The 24,781-nt window shown below is 31.7% G+C and carries 22 protein-coding genes; 8 read left to right on the top strand and 14 right to left on the bottom strand.

The window, feature by feature from the left end:
- Positions 1-85: 85 nt before the first annotated feature.
- Genes DZ68_RS0106380 through DZ68_RS0106370 form a run of 3 tightly spaced genes read left to right on the top strand, consistent with a single transcriptional unit; the run spans position 86 to position 3,319 of the window.
- Positions 86-1,180: an ABC transporter substrate-binding protein gene (locus tag DZ68_RS0106380; RefSeq protein WP_024787797.1), complete on the top strand. Its 1,095-nt coding sequence runs from the start codon at positions 86-88 to the stop codon at positions 1,178-1,180.
- A complete protein-coding gene (locus DZ68_RS0106375) occupies positions 1,177-2,661 on the top strand; it encodes a sensor histidine kinase (protein ID WP_024790904.1) in 1,485 nt (494 codons plus the stop codon). The genes DZ68_RS0106380 and DZ68_RS0106375 overlap by 4 nt, the downstream gene beginning before the upstream one ends.
- A complete protein-coding gene (locus DZ68_RS0106370) occupies positions 2,648-3,319 on the top strand; it encodes a response regulator (RefSeq protein ID WP_024791904.1) in 672 nt (223 codons plus the stop codon). The genes DZ68_RS0106375 and DZ68_RS0106370 overlap by 14 nt, the downstream gene beginning before the upstream one ends.
- Here the strand turns inward: DZ68_RS0106370 and DZ68_RS0106365 are convergent.
- From DZ68_RS0106365 to fdhF, 14 genes are all read right to left on the bottom strand, one after another.
- A complete protein-coding gene (locus tag DZ68_RS0106365; RefSeq protein ID WP_051428196.1) occupies positions 3,303-4,031 on the bottom strand; it encodes a winged helix-turn-helix domain-containing protein in 729 nt (242 codons plus the stop codon). The two genes, DZ68_RS0106370 and DZ68_RS0106365, sit on opposite strands and share 17 nt — an antisense overlap.
- A gap of 9 nt (positions 4,032-4,040) precedes the next feature.
- Positions 4,041-4,829, bottom strand: a complete 789-nt coding sequence (fdhD, locus tag DZ68_RS0106360) for a formate dehydrogenase accessory sulfurtransferase FdhD (RefSeq protein ID WP_024787793.1) — start codon at positions 4,827-4,829, stop codon at positions 4,041-4,043.
- A 167-nt stretch (positions 4,830-4,996) separates the two neighbouring features.
- On the bottom strand, positions 4,997-5,875 hold the full coding sequence (locus tag DZ68_RS0106355) for a formate/nitrite transporter family protein (protein WP_024787792.1): 879 nt from the start codon (positions 5,873-5,875) through the stop codon (positions 4,997-4,999).
- 86 nt (positions 5,876-5,961) lie between these two features.
- Positions 5,962-6,402: a hydrogenase maturation protease gene (locus DZ68_RS0106350; RefSeq protein WP_024787791.1), complete on the bottom strand. Its 441-nt coding sequence runs from the start codon at positions 6,400-6,402 to the stop codon at positions 5,962-5,964.
- On the bottom strand, positions 6,402-6,743 hold the full coding sequence (locus tag DZ68_RS0106345; protein WP_024787790.1) for a formate hydrogenlyase maturation HycH family protein: 342 nt from the start codon (positions 6,741-6,743) through the stop codon (positions 6,402-6,404). The genes DZ68_RS0106350 and DZ68_RS0106345 overlap by 1 nt, the downstream gene beginning before the upstream one ends.
- The gene (locus DZ68_RS0106340) at positions 6,740-7,570 is read right to left on the bottom strand and encodes an NADH-quinone oxidoreductase subunit B family protein (RefSeq protein ID WP_024789927.1); all 831 of its coding nucleotides are present in this window, start codon (positions 7,568-7,570) and stop codon (positions 6,740-6,742) included. Before DZ68_RS0106340 ends, DZ68_RS0106345 begins: the two co-directional genes overlap by 4 nt.
- Positions 7,567-8,100 (bottom strand): formate hydrogenlyase complex iron-sulfur subunit, encoded by a 534-nt coding sequence (locus DZ68_RS0106335; protein WP_024790903.1) that lies wholly within the window; start codon positions 8,098-8,100, stop codon positions 7,567-7,569. Before DZ68_RS0106335 ends, DZ68_RS0106340 begins: the two co-directional genes overlap by 4 nt.
- Positions 8,101-8,109: 9 nt before the next feature.
- A complete protein-coding gene (locus DZ68_RS0106330) occupies positions 8,110-9,846 on the bottom strand; it encodes a hydrogenase large subunit (RefSeq protein WP_024787788.1) in 1,737 nt (578 codons plus the stop codon).
- Between the two features lie 9 nt (positions 9,847-9,855).
- Complete coding sequence (locus DZ68_RS0106325) at positions 9,856-11,337, bottom strand: hydrogenase 4 subunit F (protein ID WP_084021799.1); 1,482 nt, start codon at positions 11,335-11,337, stop codon at positions 9,856-9,858.
- 3 nt (positions 11,338-11,340) lie between these two features.
- Entirely contained in the window at positions 11,341-11,985 is a 645-nt protein-coding gene (hyfE, locus tag DZ68_RS0106320; RefSeq protein ID WP_024790902.1) for a hydrogenase 4 membrane subunit, read from the bottom strand.
- A 1-nt stretch (position 11,986) separates the two neighbouring features.
- The gene (locus DZ68_RS0106315) at positions 11,987-12,913 is read right to left on the bottom strand and encodes a respiratory chain complex I subunit 1 family protein (protein WP_024787785.1); all 927 of its coding nucleotides are present in this window, start codon (positions 12,911-12,913) and stop codon (positions 11,987-11,989) included.
- A 12-nt stretch (positions 12,914-12,925) separates the two neighbouring features.
- Positions 12,926-14,896, bottom strand: a complete 1,971-nt coding sequence (locus DZ68_RS0106310) for a proton-conducting transporter membrane subunit (RefSeq protein WP_024790901.1) — start codon at positions 14,894-14,896, stop codon at positions 12,926-12,928.
- 3 nt (positions 14,897-14,899) lie between these two features.
- Complete coding sequence (locus tag DZ68_RS0106305; protein WP_024787783.1) at positions 14,900-15,472, bottom strand: 4Fe-4S dicluster domain-containing protein; 573 nt, start codon at positions 15,470-15,472, stop codon at positions 14,900-14,902.
- Position 15,473: 1 nt separating this feature from the next.
- The gene (gene fdhF, locus DZ68_RS11365) at positions 15,474-17,705 is read right to left on the bottom strand and encodes a formate dehydrogenase subunit alpha (RefSeq protein WP_084021798.1); all 2,232 of its coding nucleotides are present in this window, start codon (positions 17,703-17,705) and stop codon (positions 15,474-15,476) included.
- Positions 17,706-17,841: 136 nt separating this feature from the next.
- On the opposite strand from fdhF, the gene DZ68_RS0106290 reads away from it, so the two are divergent.
- From DZ68_RS0106290 to DZ68_RS0106270, 5 genes are all read left to right on the top strand, one after another.
- Positions 17,842-18,483 (top strand): Crp/Fnr family transcriptional regulator, encoded by a 642-nt coding sequence (locus DZ68_RS0106290; RefSeq protein WP_024790900.1) that lies wholly within the window; start codon positions 17,842-17,844, stop codon positions 18,481-18,483.
- Between the two features lie 194 nt (positions 18,484-18,677).
- Positions 18,678-19,991, top strand: coding sequence for a double-cubane-cluster-containing anaerobic reductase (locus DZ68_RS0106285; RefSeq protein WP_024787779.1), 1,314 nt, complete (start codon positions 18,678-18,680; stop codon positions 19,989-19,991).
- Positions 19,991-20,758, top strand: coding sequence for an acyl-CoA dehydratase activase (locus DZ68_RS0106280; RefSeq protein WP_024787778.1), 768 nt, complete (start codon positions 19,991-19,993; stop codon positions 20,756-20,758). The genes DZ68_RS0106285 and DZ68_RS0106280 overlap by 1 nt, the downstream gene beginning before the upstream one ends.
- The gene (gene yedF / locus DZ68_RS0106275) at positions 20,751-21,341 is read left to right on the top strand and encodes a sulfurtransferase-like selenium metabolism protein YedF (protein WP_024787777.1); all 591 of its coding nucleotides are present in this window, start codon (positions 20,751-20,753) and stop codon (positions 21,339-21,341) included. The genes DZ68_RS0106280 and yedF overlap by 8 nt, the downstream gene beginning before the upstream one ends.
- 8 nt (positions 21,342-21,349) lie before the next feature.
- Complete coding sequence (locus DZ68_RS0106270; protein ID WP_024787776.1) at positions 21,350-24,778, top strand: molybdopterin-dependent oxidoreductase; 3,429 nt, start codon at positions 21,350-21,352, stop codon at positions 24,776-24,778.
- Positions 24,779-24,781: the final 3 nt, after the last annotated feature.

Below are 24,781 nucleotides of genomic sequence, written 5' to 3'. Positions count from 1 at the left end.
AGCCTTTTAATTTTTGATTAATGCTATTATAACACCAAAAAGCTTAAAGTTAGCTTAAAAAGTAAAAATTTTTAAAAGGTTTGTTTTGAAAAAAATTTTTTTAATTTTAATTTTGATAATTATTATTATTTCTTATATTCTTTTTTCAGCTCCAAAAAAATATATAATCTCATCTTCACTTCCTCTTAGCGGAATAATGAAAAACATGGGAGAAAGTATAAAATATGGAACATTAGCATATTATAATAATTTCAATATTCCCAATAAAGAAAAAATTAAATTTATTTTTAAAGATGATAAATACGAACCCGATTTAATGAAAATGAATATTATAAATTTTTATAATAACAATTCATTTCTGTTATACGGCCTCACAGGAACCCCTACGGTAAAAGCGGTTTTACCTTTTGTGAATGAACATTCAATTTTCGTTTTTGCCCCTTTCACAGGTGCAGAATTTTTAAGAAAAAATAAAAATGTAGTTAATTTTAGAGCATCTTACAAAGATGAAATTGAACACATTATAAATTATCTGTTAAAAAAACATATAAATAAAATTTCTCTTTTATATCAAAATGATGATTACGGTGATGAAATATATCTTCATTTATGTGATACGTTAAAAAAACACAAACTTTCATTATCAAGTGTGGGGACATATGAAAGAAACACATATTTGATTGATTCAGCCTTAAATTCAATCTCTTCTTCAAAACCGCAGGCTATTATTCTCGGTTCAACCGCGGAAATAGCGGCTCTGTTTATTAAAAATTACAGAAAAATAGATAAAAATGTTTTATTTATTACAATTTCTTTTGTTAATCCCGACAAACTTATATCTTTGATAAAAAATAAAAACAATATTATTTTTTCAGAAGTTGTTCCCTATTATAAGGCAAATATAACAGAAGCCAAAAATTATCTGACATCTCTACACAAATTAAATCCAAAAACAGAGCCGACATTTTACGGATTTGAATCATATCTTGCAACAAAAATTTTAATTAACGCATTTAATCATCTAACATTTCCCTATACTCAGGAGCATTTAAAAAAAATTATAAAAAAAACACCCAAAAACATTCTTAAAGGTATTCCGATTGAATATAAAAACAATCATCTTTTAAATAAAACATATTTATATAAATATAAAAACAATGTTTTTAAAGAAATACAATGATAAAAAAATTTATAAAAACCGGTTTTTTAAATAAAACAAAACTTATTGTCTCAATAATTTCGATATTGCTTTTAAGTATTATTTTTATGTCCCAATATACTATATTTTCATTTAAAAACGATATTGACATACTTTTTCAGAAAAGGCTTGTTTCATCTGTAAAGCTTTCTCACATAAAAGATTTATACAAAATAAATATTTATGAAACCATAAATCAATATAAAAGAAAAGAAATCGGTTTTAAAGAAGCAAATAACGTTATAAAACTCGCAAATATTTTAATACAAAAAGAGTGGAATAACTACTTAGAAACAGAATCAATACCAAAAAACACATTTGAATATCTGATATTCAACAATATAAAAACACTGAAAAAAGAGATTGACAATAAATTAAACAAATTTTTAACAACAAGAGAAATCAACATTCAAAAACTATCTAATAATATAAATTTAATTAATATTTATTTATCAAACCTGATTAACATAAACCTCAAAAAAGCAATAATTCAAAAAAACAACACAGATAAAAAATTTTCTTTTGCCGTGAAAGCTTCAATTATAAGTATTATTATTGTATTTATCATTACAATTACATTAATATTTTTGATTATTGAAAAATTTAAAAATATCAATACATTACTTGAAAAAAAAGTTGAAGAAAAAACCAAAGAATTACAAATAATGAATAAAACACTTGAAAAAAGAATAGAAAAGAAAATTAATGAAATCAGGAAAAAAGATAAAATTATGTTCCAGCAAAGTAAATTAGCAGCAATGGGAGAAATGCTTCAAAATATTGCACATCAATGGAGACAACCACTTGCTAATTTATCCATGATTATCGAATCTTTTCAAATAAAAAATGAATTGGGTAAACTTGATAATAAATATATAGAAAACAAAACAAAAGAAGCATTGATGATTGCGGAAAATATGTCAAAAACAATAGAAGATTTCAGAAACTTTTTTAAACCTGATAAAGTTAAAAAAAGATTTTCTTTAAAAGAATGCTTAGAAAAAACTCAAAAACTACTTTCTTTTATTCTACAAAAAAATAACATTGATTTAAAAATAGATATTAAAAAAGACATTAAAATTTTAGGCTATCCGAATGAGCTTTCGCATGTATGTATCAATTTTATAACAAACGCCATTGAAGCTTTGATAAATTCAGATATAAAAGAAAAAAAGATATTAATAACGGTAAAAGAAACAAAAAAAGATATAATTATAAGTATAATAGATAATGCGGGCGGAATAGATGAATCAGTAATGGATAAAATTTTTGAGCCCTATTTTACCACTAAAACAAAACAGCAGGGAACCGGTATAGGGCTTTATATGGCGGAACAGATTATATCCTTTATGGAAGGAAAAATAAAGGCAAAAAATATAATTCATAAAATGTGTACGAAAAAATTTTACAAATGTGCAATGTTTGAAATCATTTTGCCAAAGGCAAATAATGAAAAATTATGATATTTTGAAAAATTTTAACATTTTATATATAGAAGATGATAAAAATTTATTAAACACTTTAGGTGAAATTCTTAAAGATTTTGTTAAAAAAATATATCTGGCAAGCAATACACAGGAAGCTTATAAAATATTAAAAGAAAACCATATAGATTTAATTATAAGCGACATTTTAATAGAAGATAAAAACGGAATTGAATTTATCTCTTTTTTAAAAAATCAGGGTTTTAAAATTCCTTTTATTTTAACAACCGCCTATACCGAAACAGATTATTTACTTGAGGCAATAAAAGAAAAAGTTTCAAATTACTTAGTAAAACCGATAAAAATAAAAGAATTATTGGACAGTATTTATGAAACACTGCTTCCTAAATACCAAAAAAAAGAATTGGAAAACTCTACTATTTTATTTAAATTAGCTTCTTTAGTGTGCGAAAGCAAACAATTGGAAGTTATAAAACTTATAGTAAATTCTTTGGATGATAATTACAATTTTTCACTATCCTACCCTGAAATAATGAAAAGAATTGATATCAGCAAACCTACCTTGATAAAACTGTTTAAAGATTTGCAGGATAAAAATATTATTACAAAACTGCCAAAGAGAAAATATAAATTAAATGTTGATATAATTAATCATCTTTTTAATTCTTCTTCTTAGGGCCTTTTAATTTTTTTAAAAACAGCTCTTTAAACCTTTTATTGGCAAATTCCTGAATTTCACTTTCCAATTCTTTAAAAATTTCAATATACTCCTTTGCCTTGGGAGTTAAATATGTGCCGCCTTTTACACCTTTTTCTACGGTTACCAGTTCATCATCAAGGTTTTTCTGAAGTGTTTTGATATGCGACCAGGCTTTTTTATAATTAAGTCCCATTTTCTCAGCCGCTTTTGCAATCGAACCTTCTTTTTCAATTAATTCTAAAATTTCAGTTTTTCCTTTTCCAAACAGTAATTCACCTTTTTGATTTTCTATCCAGACTTTTGTTTTAATAAAAGCACGTGGACGTTTTTTTTCTTTAAAAACACCCAGTTCGCAGTATATTACTTCAAATCCGTTATCTTTTATAGCACTTCTTACTTTTTTCAGATTATATTTTTCGGCAAGTTTTCTTGCATCTTTGCAAAAAACCCTTTTTTTATCATCACTCAGTTTTTCAAGCTCTTTTACAATCTCTTCTTCATAATTGTCCGTAAAATCAAGCCCTCCAAACTGTCCGAGACCGCAGTCAGTAATCCTAACCCCCATTTCATCAGCCGTCTTACCTACAACGATAGGTTCAACCCCAGCTTTTTTAGCCACAACATAAGCTTTTGCACAAGTTAATTTATTTTCATCGTTTTTATATTTTTCTATTAATTCTTTTATCATACCTGCTCCTTAAACAACAATTCTGTAATCATGGGTATATACATTCATTTTATCTCCCCTTGCAAAACCCACAAGCGTCAAATTAAATTTTTCAGCTATTTTAAATCCGAGGCAGGTTGTAGCTGTCCTTGAAATTAAAACGGGTATTTTATGCATAACCGCTTTTACCACCATTTCACTGCTGAGCCTTCCGCTTACCATCATAATTCCATTTTGCGGATTAAATTCATTTAAAATAGCTTTTCCCACCGCTTTATCAATAGTAGAATGCTGGGCAATATCTTCTGCGTCAAAATAGTTATTTTCATCAAAATAAATTCTTGCAGTATGCACACATCCGGTTTGTTCGTACAGAGGGCATGATTTATAAAATTCATCCATCTGTTTTGAAATTTCACTTGCTTTTATTTTAAAATCACTCTCTATTTTTGCAGCATCTATTTTTGCAGGGTCAATATCTAAATTTGCACTGATACTTTTTCCGCATCCGCTTACTATTATACCCTCTTCACTTAGCTTTTTAGCTTTTTCTTTATTTATTTTTGCCTTTATATCAACAATCAGTCCGTCTTTTTTTAATTTTAAATTTTCTATATCTTTAATATCTTTTATAATCCCCTCACTTATCAAATATCCTATCGCCAGCGCTTCCTGGTCAACAGGGGTAGCCATCATTGAAACAATTTTTTCATTGTTTACATAAATATCCAATCTGATTTCCCTGATTAGGGTATCATTGAATTTAAATTTTTTATCACCTTTAATTTTTGTAATTTCAAAATTATATGTAGCATCCATTTAAACTCCTTTAAAAGTATTATACAAAAAAATAAAATTAAATATGACCGGAAAAGAAGAAGGGCTTTTAGGAGGAATAAAATGAATGAAGCAATATCCTAAGGAGTTTTTATTTTTTTCCGGCCATGTTTAATTTTATATCCGTCAATAAGACGGATATAATTTAATTAATGATTATTACAACCGCTTTTTTCAATATCGGGTTTATGAGCCATAAGAGCCACAATTCCGACAAAAATAACTCCACCTACAATATTTCCCAATGTTACAGGTAATTCATTATCCAATAAAAAAGATTTTATATTTAAATGTTCTATCGCTTCAGCCGGAAGATGAAGGGCACTGGCAACTGCATGAATATCGCCGCCAAACTGAGCCATATAATGTGCTTTTGCTATTAGACCTTCTGAAATAATAAACATATTAGCAACACAGTGCTCATATCCACTGGCAACAAATGCCGCAATAATAAATGCGATACCCCAGACTTTACCTGCACCGTCTTTACATGCAACAGCAAGCCAGACAGCCATACAAACTAACACATTACAAAAAATACCTCTTATAAAGGCTTCTGTAAAAGTTAAAGATACTTTTGCTTCTCCTAAATGAACAAAATGTTTTAAAATAGCTTCATGATATTTTAAAGGAAGCCCTGATTTGTAATAAAGCCAGGCTGTAAAAGCGGCTCCCACAAAGTTAAAAATCCAAACAATTGTCCAATAACTTACAACTCCACCAAAAATTCCAACTTTTTTTTCACAACAGCTAACACCACTCAATACTGAACTTGTAAATAAATGTCCTCCGTAAAATACAACTAACATCAATCCTGCGGAGAATGCAAAACCTCCTATAAAATTAGCAATACCTGGTGCCAGTTTTGCACCAACACCCACTGTGGCATGAGCCCAGAAAATATCACCTATTGCAATGGCGCTTCCGGCCATAATAGCAAGAAGAATAACGCTTAAAATAGGCAGTTCCGCTTTATGTTTTGACATGTCAGATAAAGCAACTATTGTTTCATGAGGTGCTTTTACCATTTTTACTCCTTTTTAAAATTTAAATACATAAAAGTTTATAATGAATTAAAAAAGAATTGTGTCTTATAAAAGACGGTTAAAAAAATTTAATTAAATAAAGAGTTAAATTTTTTTATCTGTAAAAAAGCATTTAATGAGTTTTCTTTTGCTTCATCAGAAAGGTTCATATTAATTCCGCTTAAATTTTCCTTTTTTACATTTATTCCTAAAAAAAAGACTTTTTTGGCAAAATTTTCAAGCAGATTAATAAGAATATGAGTAGGAATATTATGGGTAGTAAAAATATATTCTGGAGATGATTTAACTTCTAAAAATTCACTTTTAGATTCAAGCCCTACAACCGAATCTGCAACAACCAGCAAATCGGGATTAAAATCCCTGATTTGATAAATTTTATCTTCAGGTGTATCATTACCGAAAAAAACTTTCCATTCAGGTAAATTTTTTTCAACCAGTTTTCCAAGATATAATGCAGCGCCGTCATCACCTCTTAAATCATTACCAATAACCAAAAGGGCTTTTTTCATTATTTCAGCCTTAATACAAAATATCCCTCTTTTAAGGATAAAAAAAGATTTTTTAATTCACATTCAGCCATTGAATCTTTAAGTTTTTCAATATGTTCGGGAAAAATTTCTATTTCCCTGTATTTCAAAAGATTACCCAGTTTAAATTTGGCATAATCTTTTGAATTTTCCAAAATATTATTAAATTCTTCATCTTCAAGTTTCATAACACACTCGACAAAATCAATAGTACCCACCCCATGTCCTGTAAGAGTGGAAAATATTTTAATCTGCTCTAACTCTCTTGGCATTTTTTTAGGTTTGTCCACATGCCTTTTGGTTAATCTGTTTACCTCAATCATATTTTTTCCATAATATTATATTTATCTATATTTAAATAAAAATGTTTTTTTAAAAAAGGAAGATAAACTTCATTGAATAAAGTAACCATACATTCCCTGTATCTTGAATCTTGTTCATTTTTTATATTTTTTATAAAAGAATTTTTTGTAATTTCCGGATTTTTAGGATCTTTTGATTTTTTCATAATATCAATGAATTTATTGTAAAGTTTTTTACCAAACAAATATCCCATAAGCCTTTTAGATTCCATATAAACATCACGTTCAAAAAGAATATTGTCTAAAAGAGATTTCTCAATTTCAGGTGCATCCCCGCTATCTCCATCATGTTTTTTATATTCAAGACGCTGTTTTAAAATATCAAGCCCGACTGCAAGTCCGTAAATAATACTTGCCGGATGAGGTGGACAGCCCGGCACAAACACATCAACAGGCACTGTGCTTTTAATACCTCCCCAGACTGCATAAGAATCATAAAATATACCACCGCTGCATCCACAAGCCCCAACAGCAACCACAACTTTAGGGTCTGGGGTGGCTTCATAAGCCCTTAAAAGAGGATAATAAGTCTGCCTTGTAAGAGGCCCTGTACAAACAAGAATATCCGCATGTCTCGGACTTGCAACAAGTTTAAAGCCAAACCTCTCAGGGTCCCACATAGGAGTAATAGCAGCAAATATTTCTATTTCACAACCGTTGCAGGATCCACAGTCAATCCTAAAAACATTAAAGCTTCTTTTTATATTTTGTAAATGTTTAATTTTATCTTCCAGCTTATTTGCTTCAAATATTTCATTTGGCAATATTACTGTTGGTTTTTTACTCATTTTTTACCTCCAAAGTGCTCTTCTGATATAAATTTTTCAACGGCACCAGATTTTTTACATTCGGGACATGTATGCAAATAATCGATTTTTTCTTCATTAATTACCGCACCCGCAACCTCCATTCTTTCTATGGCATAATTGATAAGTCTTTTTGTTGTAAAAGCTTTACCGCATATTTTGCATTTTACAACTTCAAGTTCACTCTCTTCTTTTAGATTTTTATAATCAAATCTTACTGCCATTTCATATAAAGGTGAAAGAGCTATTGCTCCGGTAGGACAAACTTCTTCACATCTTCCACAAAATATACATCTTCCGCAGTCAAAAGACCAGATTACTTTATTATTTTCTTTGTCATATTTTACATTTAAAGCATTAGGAGGGCACGCTATTGCACATGCACCGCATCCTATACATTTTTCATAATCATATTCAGGTTTTCCACGAAAACCTTCGGGAACTTCATATGATTTAAACGGATAATCATATGTTATTATCCCGATTTCTTTTGATATATCTAAAAGTTTCATTTTTAACTCCTATTTCTTTAATGGAGAGTTTTTAAGTGTCTGCGCATATTTTTTTAACTCTTTTTGAGTCACTATTCTTGCTTTTTTGGTCTTTACATCAATAACCGTAACCCTTTCCGTACATGAATAACAAGGGTCCAATGATGTAACAATTAAAGCTGCGTCGGAAATATCGTTACCCTGGAATTGGTATCTTAGTGACGGCCAGTTATTATATGTAGCCGCCCTGCATCTCCATCTGAATACTTTCTGGGCATTTCCATGCATTACCCAGTGAATATTTCCCCCCCTTGGAGCTTCATCGTTTCCCAATGCAAAAGCTCCTGGTTTAATAACAGTATCCTGCGGCTTGATAAATATTGAAGTATTTGGCATAAATTCAATACACTGTCTTATAATTTTAAGTGATTCCAATACTTCTTTGTATCTTACGGTTTCCCTTGCCAAAACATCGCATCCATTTTCTACTGCCACATCAAATTCCAATTTTTCAAAAATATCATACGGATGGTCGTATCTTGTATCTCTTTTAAATCCGCTCCCTCTGATATTCGGGCCTACGGGTGAAAAATCCCTTGCAACTTTTCTATCAAGTATTCCAACACCCTTCCATCTTGAAATCTGAGCATCATCTTCCATAACTGCATCCCAGACCTCTCTTGTAAGAGAATCTATTTTATCTACAAGCTCCAGTGCTTTTTTCATCTCTTCAGCACTCATATCTCTTCTTACACCGCCAACCATTACGTTTCCATAAGTTTTTCTGCCTCCTGTAACTAATTCCGCAAGCTGCATAGTGTATTCACGAACTCTAAATATATGCATAAAAGCCGTCACATTACCCGTAACTTCACAGGCAAGACCGATATTTAATAAATGTGAATGCAGTCTTTCAATTTCAAGACACATCACCCTAATCGCCTGGGCACGCAAAGGAATGTTCATTCCGACAGCCCTTTCGGCCGCTTCTATACAGGCGATTGAATGTGCAAATCCGCAAATTCCACATACCCTTTCAGCCAAAAACCCCATCTGGTCATAATTCATTCTGTTTTCGGCAAGCTTTTCCATACCTCTGTGCTGATAATATAACCTGTAATCCGCATCTATAATTGTTTCACCATCGCAAAAAAGCCTGAAATGACCCGGTTCATCACTTGTAATATGCAAAGGCCCCCATGGAACATCAACGGTGCCTTCACCTTCCGGTGTTATAAATTCATAATCAGGCTCATCTTCTGGAGCGAGTGCGTCGGGCCTGTATCTGTAATCCATTGCATCTTTTCTTAAAGGATGAATTCCATCCGGCCAGTCATCAGGAAGTACCAGTCTTCTTGGATCAGGTAAACTTTCTGCCACAATCCCAAACATATCATATGCTTCCCTTTCATACCAGACGGCTGCCGGAACTTTTTTTGTAACTGATGGATAAATGGGATTTGTAGAAGGCAAATAAGCTCTTACGGTAATCCAGCATTTGTCATTTTGACTTAATTCATCTTCAGGATTTATTTTACTTCCTTCCATTGATAAAATAAAATAAACCCCATAGCATCCGTTTATTTCCCTCTCATCGGTTGGAACCATACTTGAAAGCCATCCGCCCATATCATAATAAAGCATTCTCACAGCTTCTGGCAAATCGTTTCTATCGACTGTAATAACAATCTGATCTTCAGGATTTCTCACAATATCCTTAATTTTAATTTTTTGTTTTAATCTGTTTATAAATTTATCTCCAACCATAATTTCTCCTTAAATATGTAAAATATTTTTTACTGCATTATCAAGCAATAAATACCAGTCTTGAATATAAAAAACTCCAAAAGCTATTATCAAAGCCCCCAAAACTATTAAAGGCAAATGAGCATTTGCTCCGAGTGTTTGTGTTTTAACCTCTCCTCTTGGTTTTCCAAACACAACATGATTAAAGTGAGCCAAAACACCTATAACAATAATTCCAAGTCCGACAACAAATAAAAATACCGGCAAATACTGGGTAGTCATGATACTTGCTTTGACCATTAAAAACTCACTTACAAATACAGCAAGCAAAGGTGCGCCGATTAATGAAAATATTGCAATGGCAAAAAGCACCGCCGTTAAAGGGTTTATTTTCATAAGTCCTCCCATTTTGTCCATATCCCTTGTGCCATAAATTTTCATAATATTTCCGCTTACACAAAAAGCAAGCGCTTTTGAAAGAGAATGGGCCATTGTATGAAAAAGCCCTGCAAAAACGCCTAAAGGTCCGCCGATTCCAAATCCAAAAGCAATTATCCCAACGTGTTCTACTGAGTGGTATGCAAACATTCTTTTTATATCTTTTTGGCGAATTATAAACATTGCCGCAATAAATATTGAAAGCAGTGATACAACAAGTGTAAGTATTTGAACATACGTAAATCCTACGTTTTCTCCTATAACAGAATAATATCTGACTATCGCCAATATTGCACATTTTAATAAAACTGCGCTTAGAATAGCTGAAGTCGGAGAAGGACCTTCTGAGTGAACGTCAGGAAGCCATGTATGCATTGGTGCAAGACCTGCTTTTGTTCCAAATCCTATTAAAGCAAAAACAAAAATCAATTTTAATGCACTCGGGTCTAAAAGTTTTGCATTCGTATATAAAGATGTCCAAAGCATCGCACTTTCACCGTTTTTTAATGCATGATATCCTGCTCCATACATTAATACAGTTGCATAAAGTGCAAAAGCCAAACCGACACTACAAATAATTATATATTTCCATCCGCTCTCAGTAGCTCTTTTGTTTTTGTAAAGTGCTACCATAAATACAGATGAAAGTGTGGTTGCTTCAATCGCAGCCCACATTATTGCAATATTGTTTGCAACTACTGATGTAATCATTGTAAATATAAATAAATTCATTAACGAATAATATAATTTAACATCTTTTATTTCTATTTTTCCTTCTTCCAAATCCCATTGCATATATTTTACGGCATAAATATTAATCAAAAGCCCTGTCAGAGCAATAAGTGTCAAAAATACTCCTCCTACAGAATCTAAGAAAAAAAGTTTGTCCCAAAGAAAATATATGCCACCGTGAATAACATTTGAAATAGCATAAAAAGCTATTATTGATGTGGCAAATGAGCCTATTACATGAAAAATTGAAAGCGTGGAAAAGTTGTTCGGTAAAAAATATATAATAATAGCCGTTGCTAACGGAATTATCATTACAAGAGCCAATAATAAATGCATACTCATAACCTATCCTTTTAAAGTATTTGCTTTGGAAGTATCTAAAGAACCAAAAAATTTATAAAATCTTGTTGCTAAAATTGACATGATAATTACTGCAAAAATGGCATCTGTTAAAATTCCTATATCAACAATTTCAGGAGAATTATAAGCAACAAGCGCAAGTGTTAAATGTGTTCCGTTTTCAAAAAGACATAATGATAAAATCTGTTTAACGGCGTTTTTTCTTAAAATCAGTCCAAATATTCCCAATGAATAAATAGTTAAAGACGCTACTAAAGGTATATCTTCTTTAAGTAAAGCAAAACTCTTTAAAACAGGAAAAAGCATCATTGCAATGGCCAAAGAAAAACCGAGAGCAATAACCGGACTTACAAAAAATCCTTCTACCGGAGTTTCTTCAGACTTGACACCAAGTTTATTAATAAGCCTTAAAATTATGTAAGGCACAATTAAAACTTTTGTAAAAAAAGCAATAACCGCCCATCCGTAAAGTGAATTTACTTGATATTTTCCTGCCAATGTAAAAAAAATACCAACTAAAAGCAAAGTTTCTAATATATACGCATATGTTGCAAATTTAAGATTTCTAAGGGAAAACACCAAAAATGATGCAATTATCATCAAAATTGCCAAAAAACTTACCATATCCATTTTAAACTCCTACCACATAAAGTATTAATGCAACAAATGCAACCGAAAATGCAAAAGAGGCATTTTTTTTGAAACCTTTTAACAATTTATAACGAGGTCCCAAATTATCTATAAATGTTGCGCCTACATAAAAAATTCCAATCTCAATAATAAAAATAAATAATGCCAAAAGGGGATTTGTAAAATTCCAAGGTTCAAATATAGATAAAAAAAGTCCTATCATTGCAACCTGTTTTATCATTAATGCCACATCAACTATTGCCAAATCGCTTCCTGAATATTCTCCAGCAACTCCTTCAAGAACCTCCTGTTCAGCTTCGGCCAAATCATAAGGATTTCTTCCCGTTTCAACATAACTTGCCCAAAGAAATGCTATTGACGCAACGGCAAACGCCGGGATTTGATATCCTACCACGCCTTCCCTTACTAAATTTTGAATAACAACTAAATTTGATGTTTTGGCAAGAAGCATTACTACAATTAAACAGATAATCGCCACCGGCTCTACAAAAACAGCGAGCATCTGCTCCCTGCTCCCCCCTATTGCGGCAAATGGACTACCGCTGTCCATGGAAGCAACACCGAAAATAAATCTTACAAGAGCACCTAAGTAAATAATTACAAATATATCCGCATATGCCCCGGCATTGATATTATCGCTGTAAGTAATAGGAAGTGCGGCTAAAATTGCCGCATTTGCTGCAAAAAGCATAAAAGGTGCATATCTGAAAAACCAGTGGGAATATTTAGGGGTTGTTTTTCCTCCTCTTTTCAATAATTTAAAAATATCGTAATATGTCTGAAAAACACTGTTAGGACCTTTTCTTGATTGCATCCTTGCCCTGACAATTCTTGCAATTCCGTCAAAAAAAGGCATAACCGCCACTATTGTGACAACTTGAATTACCATCCAAAATATACTGTTCATAGCTTTCTCCTTTTATAGCAAATATGCTATACCGACGAAAATAAATAACGTCAATAAAATATATAAAATGTAAATATTTGTATTACCGTTTTGCAAATATTTCATTTTTTCTGATAAATAGGCCGTAATTTTGATAAATGGAGAATAAAATAAATTCCACCAGATATCCCTGGCATGATAAATAAATTTTACAGGTTTAAAATATCCCTGGTCTTCTACTTTTGTATCTGATCTGTATAACCAGTCCATTAATCTTCTTAAACTTCCTGTAAACGGAGCGGCAGTCATCTGCATTCTTGGAGAATATTTAAATCCGCATGCCCAAGGGTCAGTTTCTCTGATAGTTACTTTTGTTTTTGAATTATTAATATATATAACTACAAAAATAAACGGCAGTGCCAAGAAAGAAATTAACATAATGGCTATAAACGGCGTTGAAACCATTGAACCTAAAGGTGAAACTAAATTTCCTCCTGCCGTCGCCTGATAGTTCCCCGCAAATGAAGAAACCACATTCATCAAATAATTAACTATCTTCGTTGCTCCAAGACCGAATGCGAAACATGCTATAACCAATAAATACATTCCTGTAAGCATTGAAAGAGGAACTTCTTTTGCTTTTTCATAAATTTTTCTGTTTCTCGGAACTCCGCCAAAAATTACACTGTATACTTTTACAAAACAGAATACAGCAAGTGCACCTGTAAGTGCTAAAGCCACAATTGAAAGTGTAAAGGCAAATCTATATAAAATTCCGTCGCCAAGGGCGGCCTGAAGCATAGACTGATAAGTTAACCATTCACTAACAAATCCGTTTAGAGGAGGAAGTGCTGATATTGCCATAGAACCAATTAAAAACGCAAAAGCAGTTAAAGGCATTTTTTTTGCAAGCCCGCCTAAAACTTCCATATCTTTAGTGTGAGTTGTATATAATACGCTTCCCGCACCTAAGAAAAGCAATCCTTTAAATGTTGCATGGTTTAACACATGATATAAACCTGCCAAAAATCCAACTGCCGCAAGAACAGGAGAATGTATGGCCATACCGTAAACGCCTGTTCCCAAACCTAAAAGGATAATCCCAATATTTTCAACTGAATGGTAAGCCAAAAGTGCTTTGTAATCATGCTGCATTAAGGCATATAATACACCAAGTAGTGCTGAAAGTGCACCTATAATTAATATTGTAATTCCCATCCATGAAGTCAAAGGCAACCATAAACAGGTTTGAATCATTCCAAAAATTGCAACTTTAATCATAACGCCACTCATAAGGGCTGATACATTAGAAGGTGCAGCCGGGTGGGCCATAGGCAACCATACATGAAGCGGGAACATACCCGCTTTTGAGCCGAAACCGAAAAATGCAAATAAAAATATAATAGCTGCCATTACAGGTGAAAGAGAAAGATTATAAAAATGACTGAATTCCAAAGAACCCGCCTGATAAGAGAGTAACAATAAAGATATTAATATCATTACACCACCGAAATGGGCAATTCCCATATAAATAATGGTAGCTTTTAGAGATTTTTGAGAATCATTAAAACAAATTAAAAAATATGAAACCCATGTCATTAATTCCCAGAAAATCATAAACCAAAATACATTTGCCGCTGAAATAACCAAAAGCATTGCAAGTATAAATGCACTGTAAAAAAACGCCATTACCCCAAGACTTCCAGCTTTTGAATATTCTTCGGCATAATTCATTGAATAAATTGAAGCAGCCAGTCCTATAAAAGAAATTACCAAAGAAAAAAAGTTTCTTAATGGATCCAGCATAAAATGCGGATTAAAGATAAAATAATTTCCAAGAGATAAAGATTCGGTTGATGTCAGATGAATTAAAAAATAAAAAACAGCATAAGCCGAGGCCAATGCCGTTAAACCAAAGCCCACTTTCAGCGCTATTTTATTTTCTTTATATAAAACCAAAGAAGTAACAGCGGCTATTATATAAAGTGAATATACCACTCCCATTTTTTATCCTTTATGTTGGTGAGAAGTTTCTACTGTTTTTTCCACTGCTTTTTCAGATTTTTCCAAAATCATGTTTTCCTGTTTATTAGGTTCCAAAAACATCAATGCCCCTGTAGGACATGCTTCAACACAAGCAGGCCCGCCTTCTCTTCCTTTGCATAAATCACATTTTACTGCAACCGTTTTTAATCCCGCAACAGATTCCAGTGTAAGCATAGTATCTGGTTCAAGAGCATAATCAACCGAAGGCATTGTTTCCGCTGCAGGTCTTATAGCCCCAAAAGGGCAGGCAATAGTACATAATTTACAACCAATACATATTTCTTCATGCAGTTCTATACAGTCATCTCCAAATGTGAGCGCACCCACAGGACAGACATTTGCACACGGCGCATCATCACACTGTCTACACTGATTAGGCATTACTCCGTTAAAAGTTCTTGTTACAATCAAGCGAGGGGTTGCAAGTTTTCCTCTTTCATATGCGGACTTGTAACAAGCCGCCATACAGGTAGCACATCCTATACATACTTCTGGATTGGCTATAACAAATTTATTTTTTCTTGTTGATTGCATTTTAACCCCTCCTTTCAATAATTTCAGGTTCTATTTCTCTAAGAATTTCTGTTCTTATTTTTAAAAACTCTTCTTCGGAAATTTTTTTAATATCCGCTATTGACATTTTAAGCGGCGGCATTCCTGATACCGGGTCTGATTCTTCTGCATTGGTAAGTTCGTTTCCGTCTGCTTCCGCATAATGAAATGTGGTAAATATAGTTCCGTATCTTAAGTCTTTATTTACCAACACTTTCGCAGCAATCTTTCCTCTTTTATTATAAACCACGGCATAGCATCCATTCTCCAAATTTTTTTCTCTTGCTATATCTTCGCTGACCTCAATAACAGGTCCCATAATATCTGCTCCCATTTCCAAAGGTTTGCATTTTCTTGTCATTGTTCCTGTATGATAATGGTAAACTTTCCTGCCTGTTGTGTACATACAAGGATATTCTTCTGTAGGCTGTTCACTAGGACACCCAACGCCTACAGGATAATCATCAGGAATATTAAAAGTTTTTCTTAATTTATTTTCTAAAACAATTCTTTCATTTTTATCAAGTGTATAACCGATAGGTACAAGTCTGAATTTTCCGTCAGGTAAAAAAGATTTGTTATCTTCATACAAATAAGGAGTTCCCTGATGCTCTTCATCGGGGCAAGGCCAGTTTATTCCGTTTAATTTAGCCATTCTTTCATAAGTAATACCTTTAAATTTGAAAGGATTTAATTTTCTGACTTCATTCCAAATTTCCTCAGCCGTATTAAAATTAAAACCTTTTAATCCTACTCTGTTTGCTACATTACAGATTACTTTCCAGTCCGGATTTAAATTTGCAGGAGGCTCAACAGCTTTTCTTACCAATTGAACTTTTCTTGAAGTGTTACTAAATGTTCCGTCTTTTTCACCCCAGCACGCACTTGGCAATACAACATCCGCTTCCTGGGCTGTTTCTGTCAAAAATATATCCTGAACAACTATAAAATCTGTTTTTTTCAAAGCGTGAATAAAATGTTCCGTCCACGGATCGCTCATTACAGGATTCTCTCCAAAAATATATAAAAATTTCACTTTTCCCTCATCAATTGCATGAGGTACCTGAGAAAGCTTTAATCCCGGGTTAGAATTTATTTTGAATCCCCAAATTTCCTCAGCTTTTTCACGGGCTTTTGGATTAGTCACTTTTCCGCTTGGCAAATCACCAGGAAGAGCACCCATATCACCTGCACCCTGAACATTGTTTTGGCCTCTTAATGGATTGACACCCCCTCCTTTTTTACCTAAATTTCCTGTAACAACTGCAAGGTTTGAAACATCCATTACATTATATGTTCCGTCTATAAACTGAGTAATTCCCATTGTATAAAGTATTGCGGAAGGATTTCCTTTTGCATATAATTCAGTAGCTTCAATCAAAAGTTCTTTTGACACACCTGTTTCTTTTTCCACTTTTTCAAAAGTAAAATCTTTAACTGTTTCTTTTAACCATTCGAATCCGTTTGTATATTTCTCAACAAATTCTTTATCATATAAATTGTTTTGAATAATATAATTTATCATTGCATTAATTAAAGGTATATTATATCCGCTCGGTATCTGGATAAATATATCCGCTTTTTTTGCCATATCTGTTTTTTTAATGTCAATTACAACAAGCTTTGCACCTCTCTCAAGGCCTCTTAAAACCTGCATAGCTATAATAGGGTGGCATTCGCTTGTATTTGTACCTATAAGCAAAAAAACATCCGTATCTGTTGCAAATTCCGCTAAATCGTTTGTCATAGTCCCGCTTCCAAGTGTTTTAGCCAGACCGGCTACTGTAGGACCGTGTCAAAAACGAGCACAGTGGTCTACATTATTTGAACCAAGTGCCCTTATAAATTTTTGAAAAATATAATTTTCTTCATTTGTACATCTTGCTGATGAAAAACCCACAACACTATCAGATGAATATTTTTCAACTGTTTCTTTTAATTTTGAAGCAACAAGAGCGTATGCCTCTTCCCATGAAGATTCTTCCAAACGCCCATCTCTTGAATATTTACCATCTTTTTTTCTGATTAAAGGTTTGGTCAGTCTTTTTGGAGAATGTATATATTCCCATCCAAACATACCTTTTAGACACAATTCACCGTCATTTACAGGATGGTTTTTAGTGCCTTCCGCTTTAACGACTCTTCCGTTTTCAACAATCAAATCTATATTACAACCTGTCCCACAATAAGGACATGTGGTTTGTACTTTTGTCATTATTCCTCCTTTTGGGATTTTTATTCATCAAAATAATATATCTTTTTTATAAACAACCGTGTCATATAAAAGACGCTCTGATTACAAATGAATAATAATTCATTATTTGTTATAATTCCATATAAAAGGAGTTAAAATGAAATTTTGCAGAATTAAAATTGACAGTTTTGATATAGAAAAAATTTTAAGTAAAGAAGATTTATCAAAATTTGTAAAAATGCATTTTAAAAAAGGGGAAATATTTTATCCTGAAGAAAAAACAAAACTGTTAATTTTTAAAGAAGGTGAAGCAAAAGTTTCTTTTTTATATGAAGACAAAGAATTTATATTATATTTTTTATCGAAAAATAATATATATGTAATGCATCCGGAATCTATAATTGAATTTATAAGCGACTCCGTTGTTTTATCTCTTGATGTTACAAAATATTCTGCCGTTTTCGATAATCCTATGTTTTGTAATTCTGTATTAAATTCATTCAGAAATATTATGATGGTTGAAAAAGATATCATTAAAGGCTTGGTTTTTGAAAACTGCAAAAGAAGAATAATTTCATTTCTTTTGGAAATTGCAAAAAAAAGCGGTAAAAAAACTGATGAAGGTATTGAAATAGACTTATCTTTAAGCATAAAAGATTTGGCAACTTTTATCGGTTCGCAAAGACAGACTACTTCCAAATTTTTTAACCAGCTGATAAAAGAAAAAATTTTGAAAAAAATCGGCAAAGACAAATACATCATTATAGATATGAAAAAATTAAAAAATTATTTACAATAATTTAAACTTTAAGCAAACTTTAAGAAAAAAAGAGTTATAATTCTCTAATTAAGCTCCCAGGCTGGGAAACACATGAGGCATAAACTTCAAAAAAGCTTCATGATGTACTTCTAAAACCTTCAAGATAAAATGTTGTTAAAAGGATAAGGCTTATCCTAAAAAAATAAAAATTAAAAAATTAAAAAAGGATAAGTATGTCTAAAGATTACACACCTATGTATCAAGAATTAGGAATGGATGTAGAAAAACACAATGAACTCTTAGCTGCTCTTGGTGAAATATATCCTGAGTTTTATTTAAAGCAGGAAAACAGACCAAAAGCAATGGAATATTTTGATTATGTAATGAGTGAAATACACGGTAAAAGAATAGAAGAAATTTTAGAAAAGAAAAAAGAAGGAAAACCTTTAGTTGGAACTTTTTGTATATTTGTCCCGGAAGAGATTGTTGTCGGGGCTGAGGGAGTATGTTACGGATTATGCGGCGGGGCTGAATTTTCTATTGCAGATGCCGAAAGGGATTTACCGAGAAATATATGCCCTTTAATTAAATCTGCGTATGGATTTAAAGTTCAAAAAACATGTCCGTATACACAGGCTTCAGATTTTATTTACGGGGAAACAAGCTGCGAAGCTAAGAAAAAAACGTGGGAAATTTTAAACGAATTGCACCCAACTCATGTAATGCATATTCCTCAAATGAAAAGAGAAAAAGAAAAAAAACTTTGGAAAAGTGAAGTTTATGATTTTAAAAAACATATAGAATCAATTATAGGAAAAGAACTTACATTTGAAGAGCTTAAAAAGGGAATTGAAATAATAAACAAAAAAAGAGAAGCAATGCAGCGTCTTGACAAATTAAGGGGAATGTATCCTGATGTTGTGCCAATTAGCGGGAAAGACGGGCTTTTAATTAACCAAATCTCTTTTTATGATGACCCTGAGAGATTTACAAAAAAAGTAAATGAACTATGCGACGAACTTGAAGAAAGAATCAAAAACAAAGTTTCAGTCGTGCCAAAAGACACTCCTAGAATTATGGTGATAGGTACGCCTATGGCGCCTCCAAACTGGAAACTTCACCATATAGTAGAAACTACAGGAGGAGCAATAATAAACGAAGAAGCCTGCATAGGCCACAGATATTATAAAGACAATATCCAAACAGAAAATGCAAAAAACATTGATGATTTGATGAATAATATGCTCGATAGATATATGAAAATAGACTGTGCATGCTTTACTCCAAATGATGATAGAATAGATAAAATAATCAAAATGTATAAAGAAAGAAAAGCTGACGGTATTATTTATTATTCACTCTCTTTTTGCCATACATACAATGTAGAATCAAAAAGAGTAATAGACAGACTTCAGGCTGAAAACATTCCTGTACTTAGAATTGAATCAGACTATTCAATGGAAGATATGGGTCAGATTAAAACAAGGGTTGAAGCGTTTTTGGAAAGTATTTCATTTAAAAAGAACGTTAAATTTAAAGGATTTTAATGTATTACGGAGTTGACATAGGCTCAACCTATACAAAAATTGTTGGAATTGATGATAATAAAAACATAATTGACATTAAAGTATTGGATACCGTTATAAATCCCGACGAGCAGGTAAAAGAATATTTAAAAGATAAGCCAATAGAAACTTTGGTCGCAACAGGTTATGGAAGATATATGATACAAGAAGCGTTTGACGTTCCGGTAATCAGTGAAATAAAAGCCCATGCCAAAGGGGCTTATTTTTTCTTTTCCGATGTAAGAACTGTTATTGATTTAGGAGGACAGGACAGCAAGGTAATAAAAGTAACCGAAGGTGGAAATTTTGATAATTTCAAAATGAATGACAAATGCGCTGCCGGAACCGGAAAATTTATAGAAATGGCGGCTGCGAAACTCCAGATTCCGCTTGATGAATTTGGGGATTTTTGCAAAAATGCCGACAAAGTTATTCAAATTTCTTCAATGTGTGCGGTGTTTGCAGAATCTGAAGTAATTTCACTTATAGCAAAAAAAGAAAAACCTGAGAATATAGGATATGGAATTATTGATTCAATTGCTAATAGACTTGCCGGAATGGCCAAAAGCATTAGACCGGAAGACAAAATTGTTTTTACAGGGGGAGGTGCTAAAAATTCACTTCTTAGGGAATTGCTTTCAAAAAAATTAAAAAAAGAAGTATATACACCGGAATATCCTCAGATGATGGGGGCATTTGGAGCGGCTCTTGCCGGATACGAAACAACAAAAGGAGTAACAAATGAATAAAAAAATAGACTGTAGAAATGCGGCATGTCCAAAACCTGTGCTTGATACAAAAAAAGCCCTCGAAGAGATGGACGAAGGAATTTTGGAGGTTTTGGTAAATTCTGTTTCATCCGTTCAAAATGTTAAAAGATTTGCGGCAAACCAGGGACTGGTTGCAGAAGAAGAAAAACTGGATAACGGTGAAACCATAATCAGGATTGTAAAAGGTTATGAATGCAGCATTGCACCAAAAGAAGAAGATAATGATAAATTTTTAGATAAGGTGCTTTTTATAAAAGACGACAAAGTTGGCGAAGGAGAACTTGGGCATATATTAATGGAAGGATTTTTAAAAACAACACTCGAATTTAAAAAACTTCCTGAAATTATAGTTTGCGTAAACAAAGGCGTATTTTTAACCACTAAAAATGAAAAAACAATAGAAATTTTAAAAGAATTTGAAAAAAGAGGCGTAAAAATTTATTCATGCGGTGTTTGTATGAATTTTTACAAAATTCCTCCAGAAGAACTAAAAGTTGGAGAAATAGGAAATGCATACGACACAATGGACTTTTTACTGCATAAAAATACGATAAGTTTATAAGGAAAACAATGGAAAGAAGAGAATTTTTAAAAATTGGAGCATTTAGTGTTTTAATCAGCACAACAACATTTAAATTTGCTAATGCTGAAGAAAATGAATTTATGCCTGTTTTAATATATGACCAAAGCAGATGTTTAGACTGCAAAAGCTGTATGGCAGCATGTCAACTTGAAAAAAATCTTCCTTATGATGTAGTGTTTTTCAAAATAGAAAAAGAAGAAATAGGAGAATATCCAAAAGCCAAATTAATTACAAAACAAAAAAACATTTGTGCTGAGTGTTATACAAAACCTTGTTTAAAAGCATGTGAATATAATGCAATTAGTGTAAAAGATGGAGTTATATTAATAAATGAAGACAAATGTGATATCAATTGTGCCGAAAATAAACAAAGTTGTGCTAAAGCCTGTCCTTTTGACGCTATAGTTTTTGATAAAAAAGCAAAAAAATGCGATATGTGTTTTGACAGAATTATTCAAGGAGACATTCCAAGATGTGTCAGTATTTGCCCAGGCGGGGCTTTAGTTTATGGAAATCTTAAAAATCCTAAAGGAAAATTAAAAGAACTTCTAGAAAACAATCCAACTTTAAAATATGCACTTTATCACCATTTAGCGACTTTTACTGATGTTACACCTATTTATAAAGAAAAATATGGATTTTATGAAACAAAAAAACCAAAAGCAGATAAAATAGTAAATACCGTCTGTTTAGCTTGTAATGCAAGATGCGGTTTAAGAATAGCCGTTAAAGACAACAAATGTGTACAAGTTGATGGAAATCCTTATCACCCATATAATAGAGATTTCAACCAAATTTCTTATTCAACAGATATAGAAAAAAGTTTTAAATATTCAGCATCAACGTGTGCAAAACCGCAAATGAATAATGAATATGTTTATAATCCTTACAGAATAACAAAACCTTTAAAAAGAATCGGTGAAAGAGGAAGCGGAAAATTCGAACCTATAGATTGGGATACTTTAATAAATGAAATAGCTTTCGGAGGTAAAAATTTTAAACATTTAGGGGATGAAACATATTATCCAGGCATAAAAGATATTTTATCTGATGAACCTATCAATAAAGAAGCTGAAGAATTAGGTTCTAAAAGAAACCAATTTGTATGGTTTACAGGACGTTCCCAAGGAGGAAGAGTAGATTTTATAAAAAGATGGGTTTATAATTCTATCGGTTCAAAAAATTATATTGCACATACTGATATATGTGGTATCGGCTTTAGAATGGGTAATTACGCTTTTACAGACGGAAAAGAAGCTGAAATGAAGGCAGATTTTCAAAATTGTAAATATATGTTAATATTTGGTGCTAATATTTATTCAGCATTACAGCCTGGAGTAAATACATCAGGAAGTATAATTGCAAAAAGAACTGCAAATAATGATTTAAAAATCGTATTAATTGATCCAAAAGCTCCAAAAGCAGTAAAAGTTGCTCACAAATGGATACCGATAACCCCTACTAAAGACGGTGCATTAGCTATGGGTATAATAAGAATACTCATAGAAAATAACTGGTATGATAAAAACTTTTTAAGAATTCCTTCTTTAAAAGAAGCTAAAAATAAAAAAAGATCAACATTTTCAAATGCTACACATTTAGTAATAATTGATAAAGAAAACAAAAATTATGGAAAATTTTTAAGAGGGTCAGATATTGGACTAAAAAATGATGATTTTATGGTTTATGAAAATGGAAAAATTATTCCTTCAAATAATGCTAAAAATCCAAAATTAGAATATGAAGGTAAAATAAAAGGAATAAAGGTAGTTACAGCATTTAAAATAATGAAAAACTCTGTTTTTGAACATTCAATTGATGATTATGCTAAAGAATGCGGAGTTAATAAAAAAAACATTTATATATTGGCAAAAGAATTTTGGGAAAATGCCCCACACAGTGCAGCTTTTGCGTATCATGGAGGAGGAAACTATATAAACGGAACTTATGCAAGTTATGCAATTTCTATGTTAAATGCATTAATTGGAAATGTAAACAGAAAAGGAGGATATTTAGGAAGAGGCAAAAAAGCAGCTGATTGGAAAAAAGGCGTTTATGATTTAACAAAATTTGCTGGAATGAAAAAGCCTCAAGGTATTAAAATTTCAAGAGAAAAAGCAAAATATGAAGAAACTGCAGAATTTAAAAAACATGGATACCCATCAAAATTACCTTGGTATGAATTTACTAAAGGAGGATTAAGTGTAGCCGCAATGAGCGGTATAGACCAAAAATATCCTTATAATATAAAAATTTTATTTACATACTTCTCTAATATAATATATTCTATGCCTGGAGGATACAGATTTGAATCTACGTTAAAAAATAAAACAAAAGTTCCTCTGTTTGTATCAATAGACACAACTATTAATGAAACAAATATCTATGCAGATTATATAATTCCTGATGTATCGTATTTAGAAGGACATTATGGCTTTTTAAATCCACATGCTCCTGGAGGTCATTTTACTGGTGTTAGAACACCTATAATAGAGCCTCTCACAAAAAATAATATTAATTTAGAAAAATTTTTGATTGACCTTTCTAAAAAATTAAAATTACCTGGTTATGGAGAAAAAGCTATAAACAATAAATTTTCTTTAAATACCCAAGAAGATTATTATCTAAGAGGTATTTACAATCTTGCACACAATGCAAAAATATCTAAGGCTGATAAAAAAACTATTGATTATGTAGAAAAAAATTATATTGTTACAAAACACAAACATATTTTACAATCAGAAGAATGGGAAAAAGTATGTAATGTTTTAGCAAAAGGAGGTGTATTTAAAGAGAACAATTGGTTTGATGAAAATGACAATTATATATTTGGTTTTGAAAAAATACATATATATAATGAAAAACTTGCAACTTCTACAAATACCATAATAGGAGAAAAAAATTTCGGTACATTAAAATTGATTAAAACCGATAATCGATTTGGATTTTATTTAACATCATACAAATCGGCATTACATACACAATCAAGAACTATATGTTTAGATAAAGCCCTTTATTACGAACCAGATATTACATTAAAAATAAACCCAATTGATGCTAAAAAATTAGGATTAAAAGACTATGACAAAGTAAAAATAGTAAATGAAGATGGAAAAAATCTAATTACGACAATTAAAATTACAAATTTTGTTGCCAAAGGATGCTGTGCTTATTCGCATCATTTTGGACACTGGCAACACGGAGCAAATACTTTATTTATAAAAAATGCTGCTGATGTAATGTTAGGAGATGTTACTAAAAATAATTACGTAATTCCTGATAAAAAAAGAGCAATGGGAATTTGTGTAAATAAAATTAGTAAATTAGACAAAAAATTTTATGATTTACCTTTGGTTGATCCGATCGGAGGTATACCAGATTTTAGTTCAACAAAAATAAAAATACAAAAAATTTAAAAG

Origin of the sequence: Lebetimonas sp. JS085 (assembly GCF_000523295.1) — a bacterium.
Taxonomy (GTDB): domain Bacteria; phylum Campylobacterota; class Campylobacteria; order Campylobacterales; family Nautiliaceae; genus Lebetimonas.
The sequence above is the reverse complement of the archived record's forward strand: the minus strand, read 5'-3'. Positions and strand labels throughout refer to the sequence as shown.

Bases quoted from the DNA above. Each gene is read 5' to 3' on its own strand.
- DZ68_RS0106290 (WP_024790900.1), top strand. From the start codon at position 17,842: ATGAAATTTTGCAGAATTAAAATTGACAGTTTTGATATAGAAAAAATT.
- DZ68_RS0106310 (WP_024790901.1), bottom strand. From the start codon at position 14,896: ATGGGAGTGGTATATTCACTTTATATAATAGCCGCTGTTACTTCTTTG.
- DZ68_RS0106325 (WP_084021799.1), bottom strand. From the start codon at position 11,337: ATGAGTATGCATTTATTATTGGCTCTTGTAATGATAATTCCGTTAGCA.
- DZ68_RS0106350 (WP_024787791.1), bottom strand. From the start codon at position 6,402: ATGAAAAAAGCCCTTTTGGTTATTGGTAATGATTTAAGAGGTGATGAC.
- hyfE (WP_024790902.1), bottom strand. From the start codon at position 11,985: ATGGATATGGTAAGTTTTTTGGCAATTTTGATGATAATTGCATCATTT.
- DZ68_RS0106345 (WP_024787790.1), bottom strand. From the start codon at position 6,743: ATGATTGAGGTAAACAGATTAACCAAAAGGCATGTGGACAAACCTAAA.
- DZ68_RS0106270 (WP_024787776.1), top strand. From the start codon at position 21,350: ATGGAAAGAAGAGAATTTTTAAAAATTGGAGCATTTAGTGTTTTAATC.
- DZ68_RS0106365 (WP_051428196.1), bottom strand. From the start codon at position 4,031: ATGATAAAAGAATTAATAGAAAAATATAAAAACGATGAAAATAAATTA.
- DZ68_RS0106305 (WP_024787783.1), bottom strand. From the start codon at position 15,472: ATGCAATCAACAAGAAAAAATAAATTTGTTATAGCCAATCCAGAAGTA.
- DZ68_RS0106285 (WP_024787779.1), top strand. From the start codon at position 18,678: ATGTCTAAAGATTACACACCTATGTATCAAGAATTAGGAATGGATGTA.
- DZ68_RS0106280 (WP_024787778.1), top strand. From the start codon at position 19,991: ATGTATTACGGAGTTGACATAGGCTCAACCTATACAAAAATTGTTGGA.
- DZ68_RS0106315 (WP_024787785.1), bottom strand. From the start codon at position 12,913: ATGAACAGTATATTTTGGATGGTAATTCAAGTTGTCACAATAGTGGCG.
- DZ68_RS0106370 (WP_024791904.1), top strand. From the start codon at position 2,648: ATGAAAAATTATGATATTTTGAAAAATTTTAACATTTTATATATAGAA.
- fdhD (WP_024787793.1), bottom strand. From the start codon at position 4,829: ATGGATGCTACATATAATTTTGAAATTACAAAAATTAAAGGTGATAAA.
- yedF (WP_024787777.1), top strand. From the start codon at position 20,751: ATGAATAAAAAAATAGACTGTAGAAATGCGGCATGTCCAAAACCTGTG.
- DZ68_RS0106340 (WP_024789927.1), bottom strand. From the start codon at position 7,570: ATGAGTAAAAAACCAACAGTAATATTGCCAAATGAAATATTTGAAGCA.
- DZ68_RS0106335 (WP_024790903.1), bottom strand. From the start codon at position 8,100: ATGAAACTTTTAGATATATCAAAAGAAATCGGGATAATAACATATGAT.
- DZ68_RS0106330 (WP_024787788.1), bottom strand. From the start codon at position 9,846: ATGGTTGGAGATAAATTTATAAACAGATTAAAACAAAAAATTAAAATT.
- DZ68_RS0106375 (WP_024790904.1), top strand. From the start codon at position 1,177: ATGATAAAAAAATTTATAAAAACCGGTTTTTTAAATAAAACAAAACTT.
- DZ68_RS0106355 (WP_024787792.1), bottom strand. From the start codon at position 5,875: ATGGTAAAAGCACCTCATGAAACAATAGTTGCTTTATCTGACATGTCA.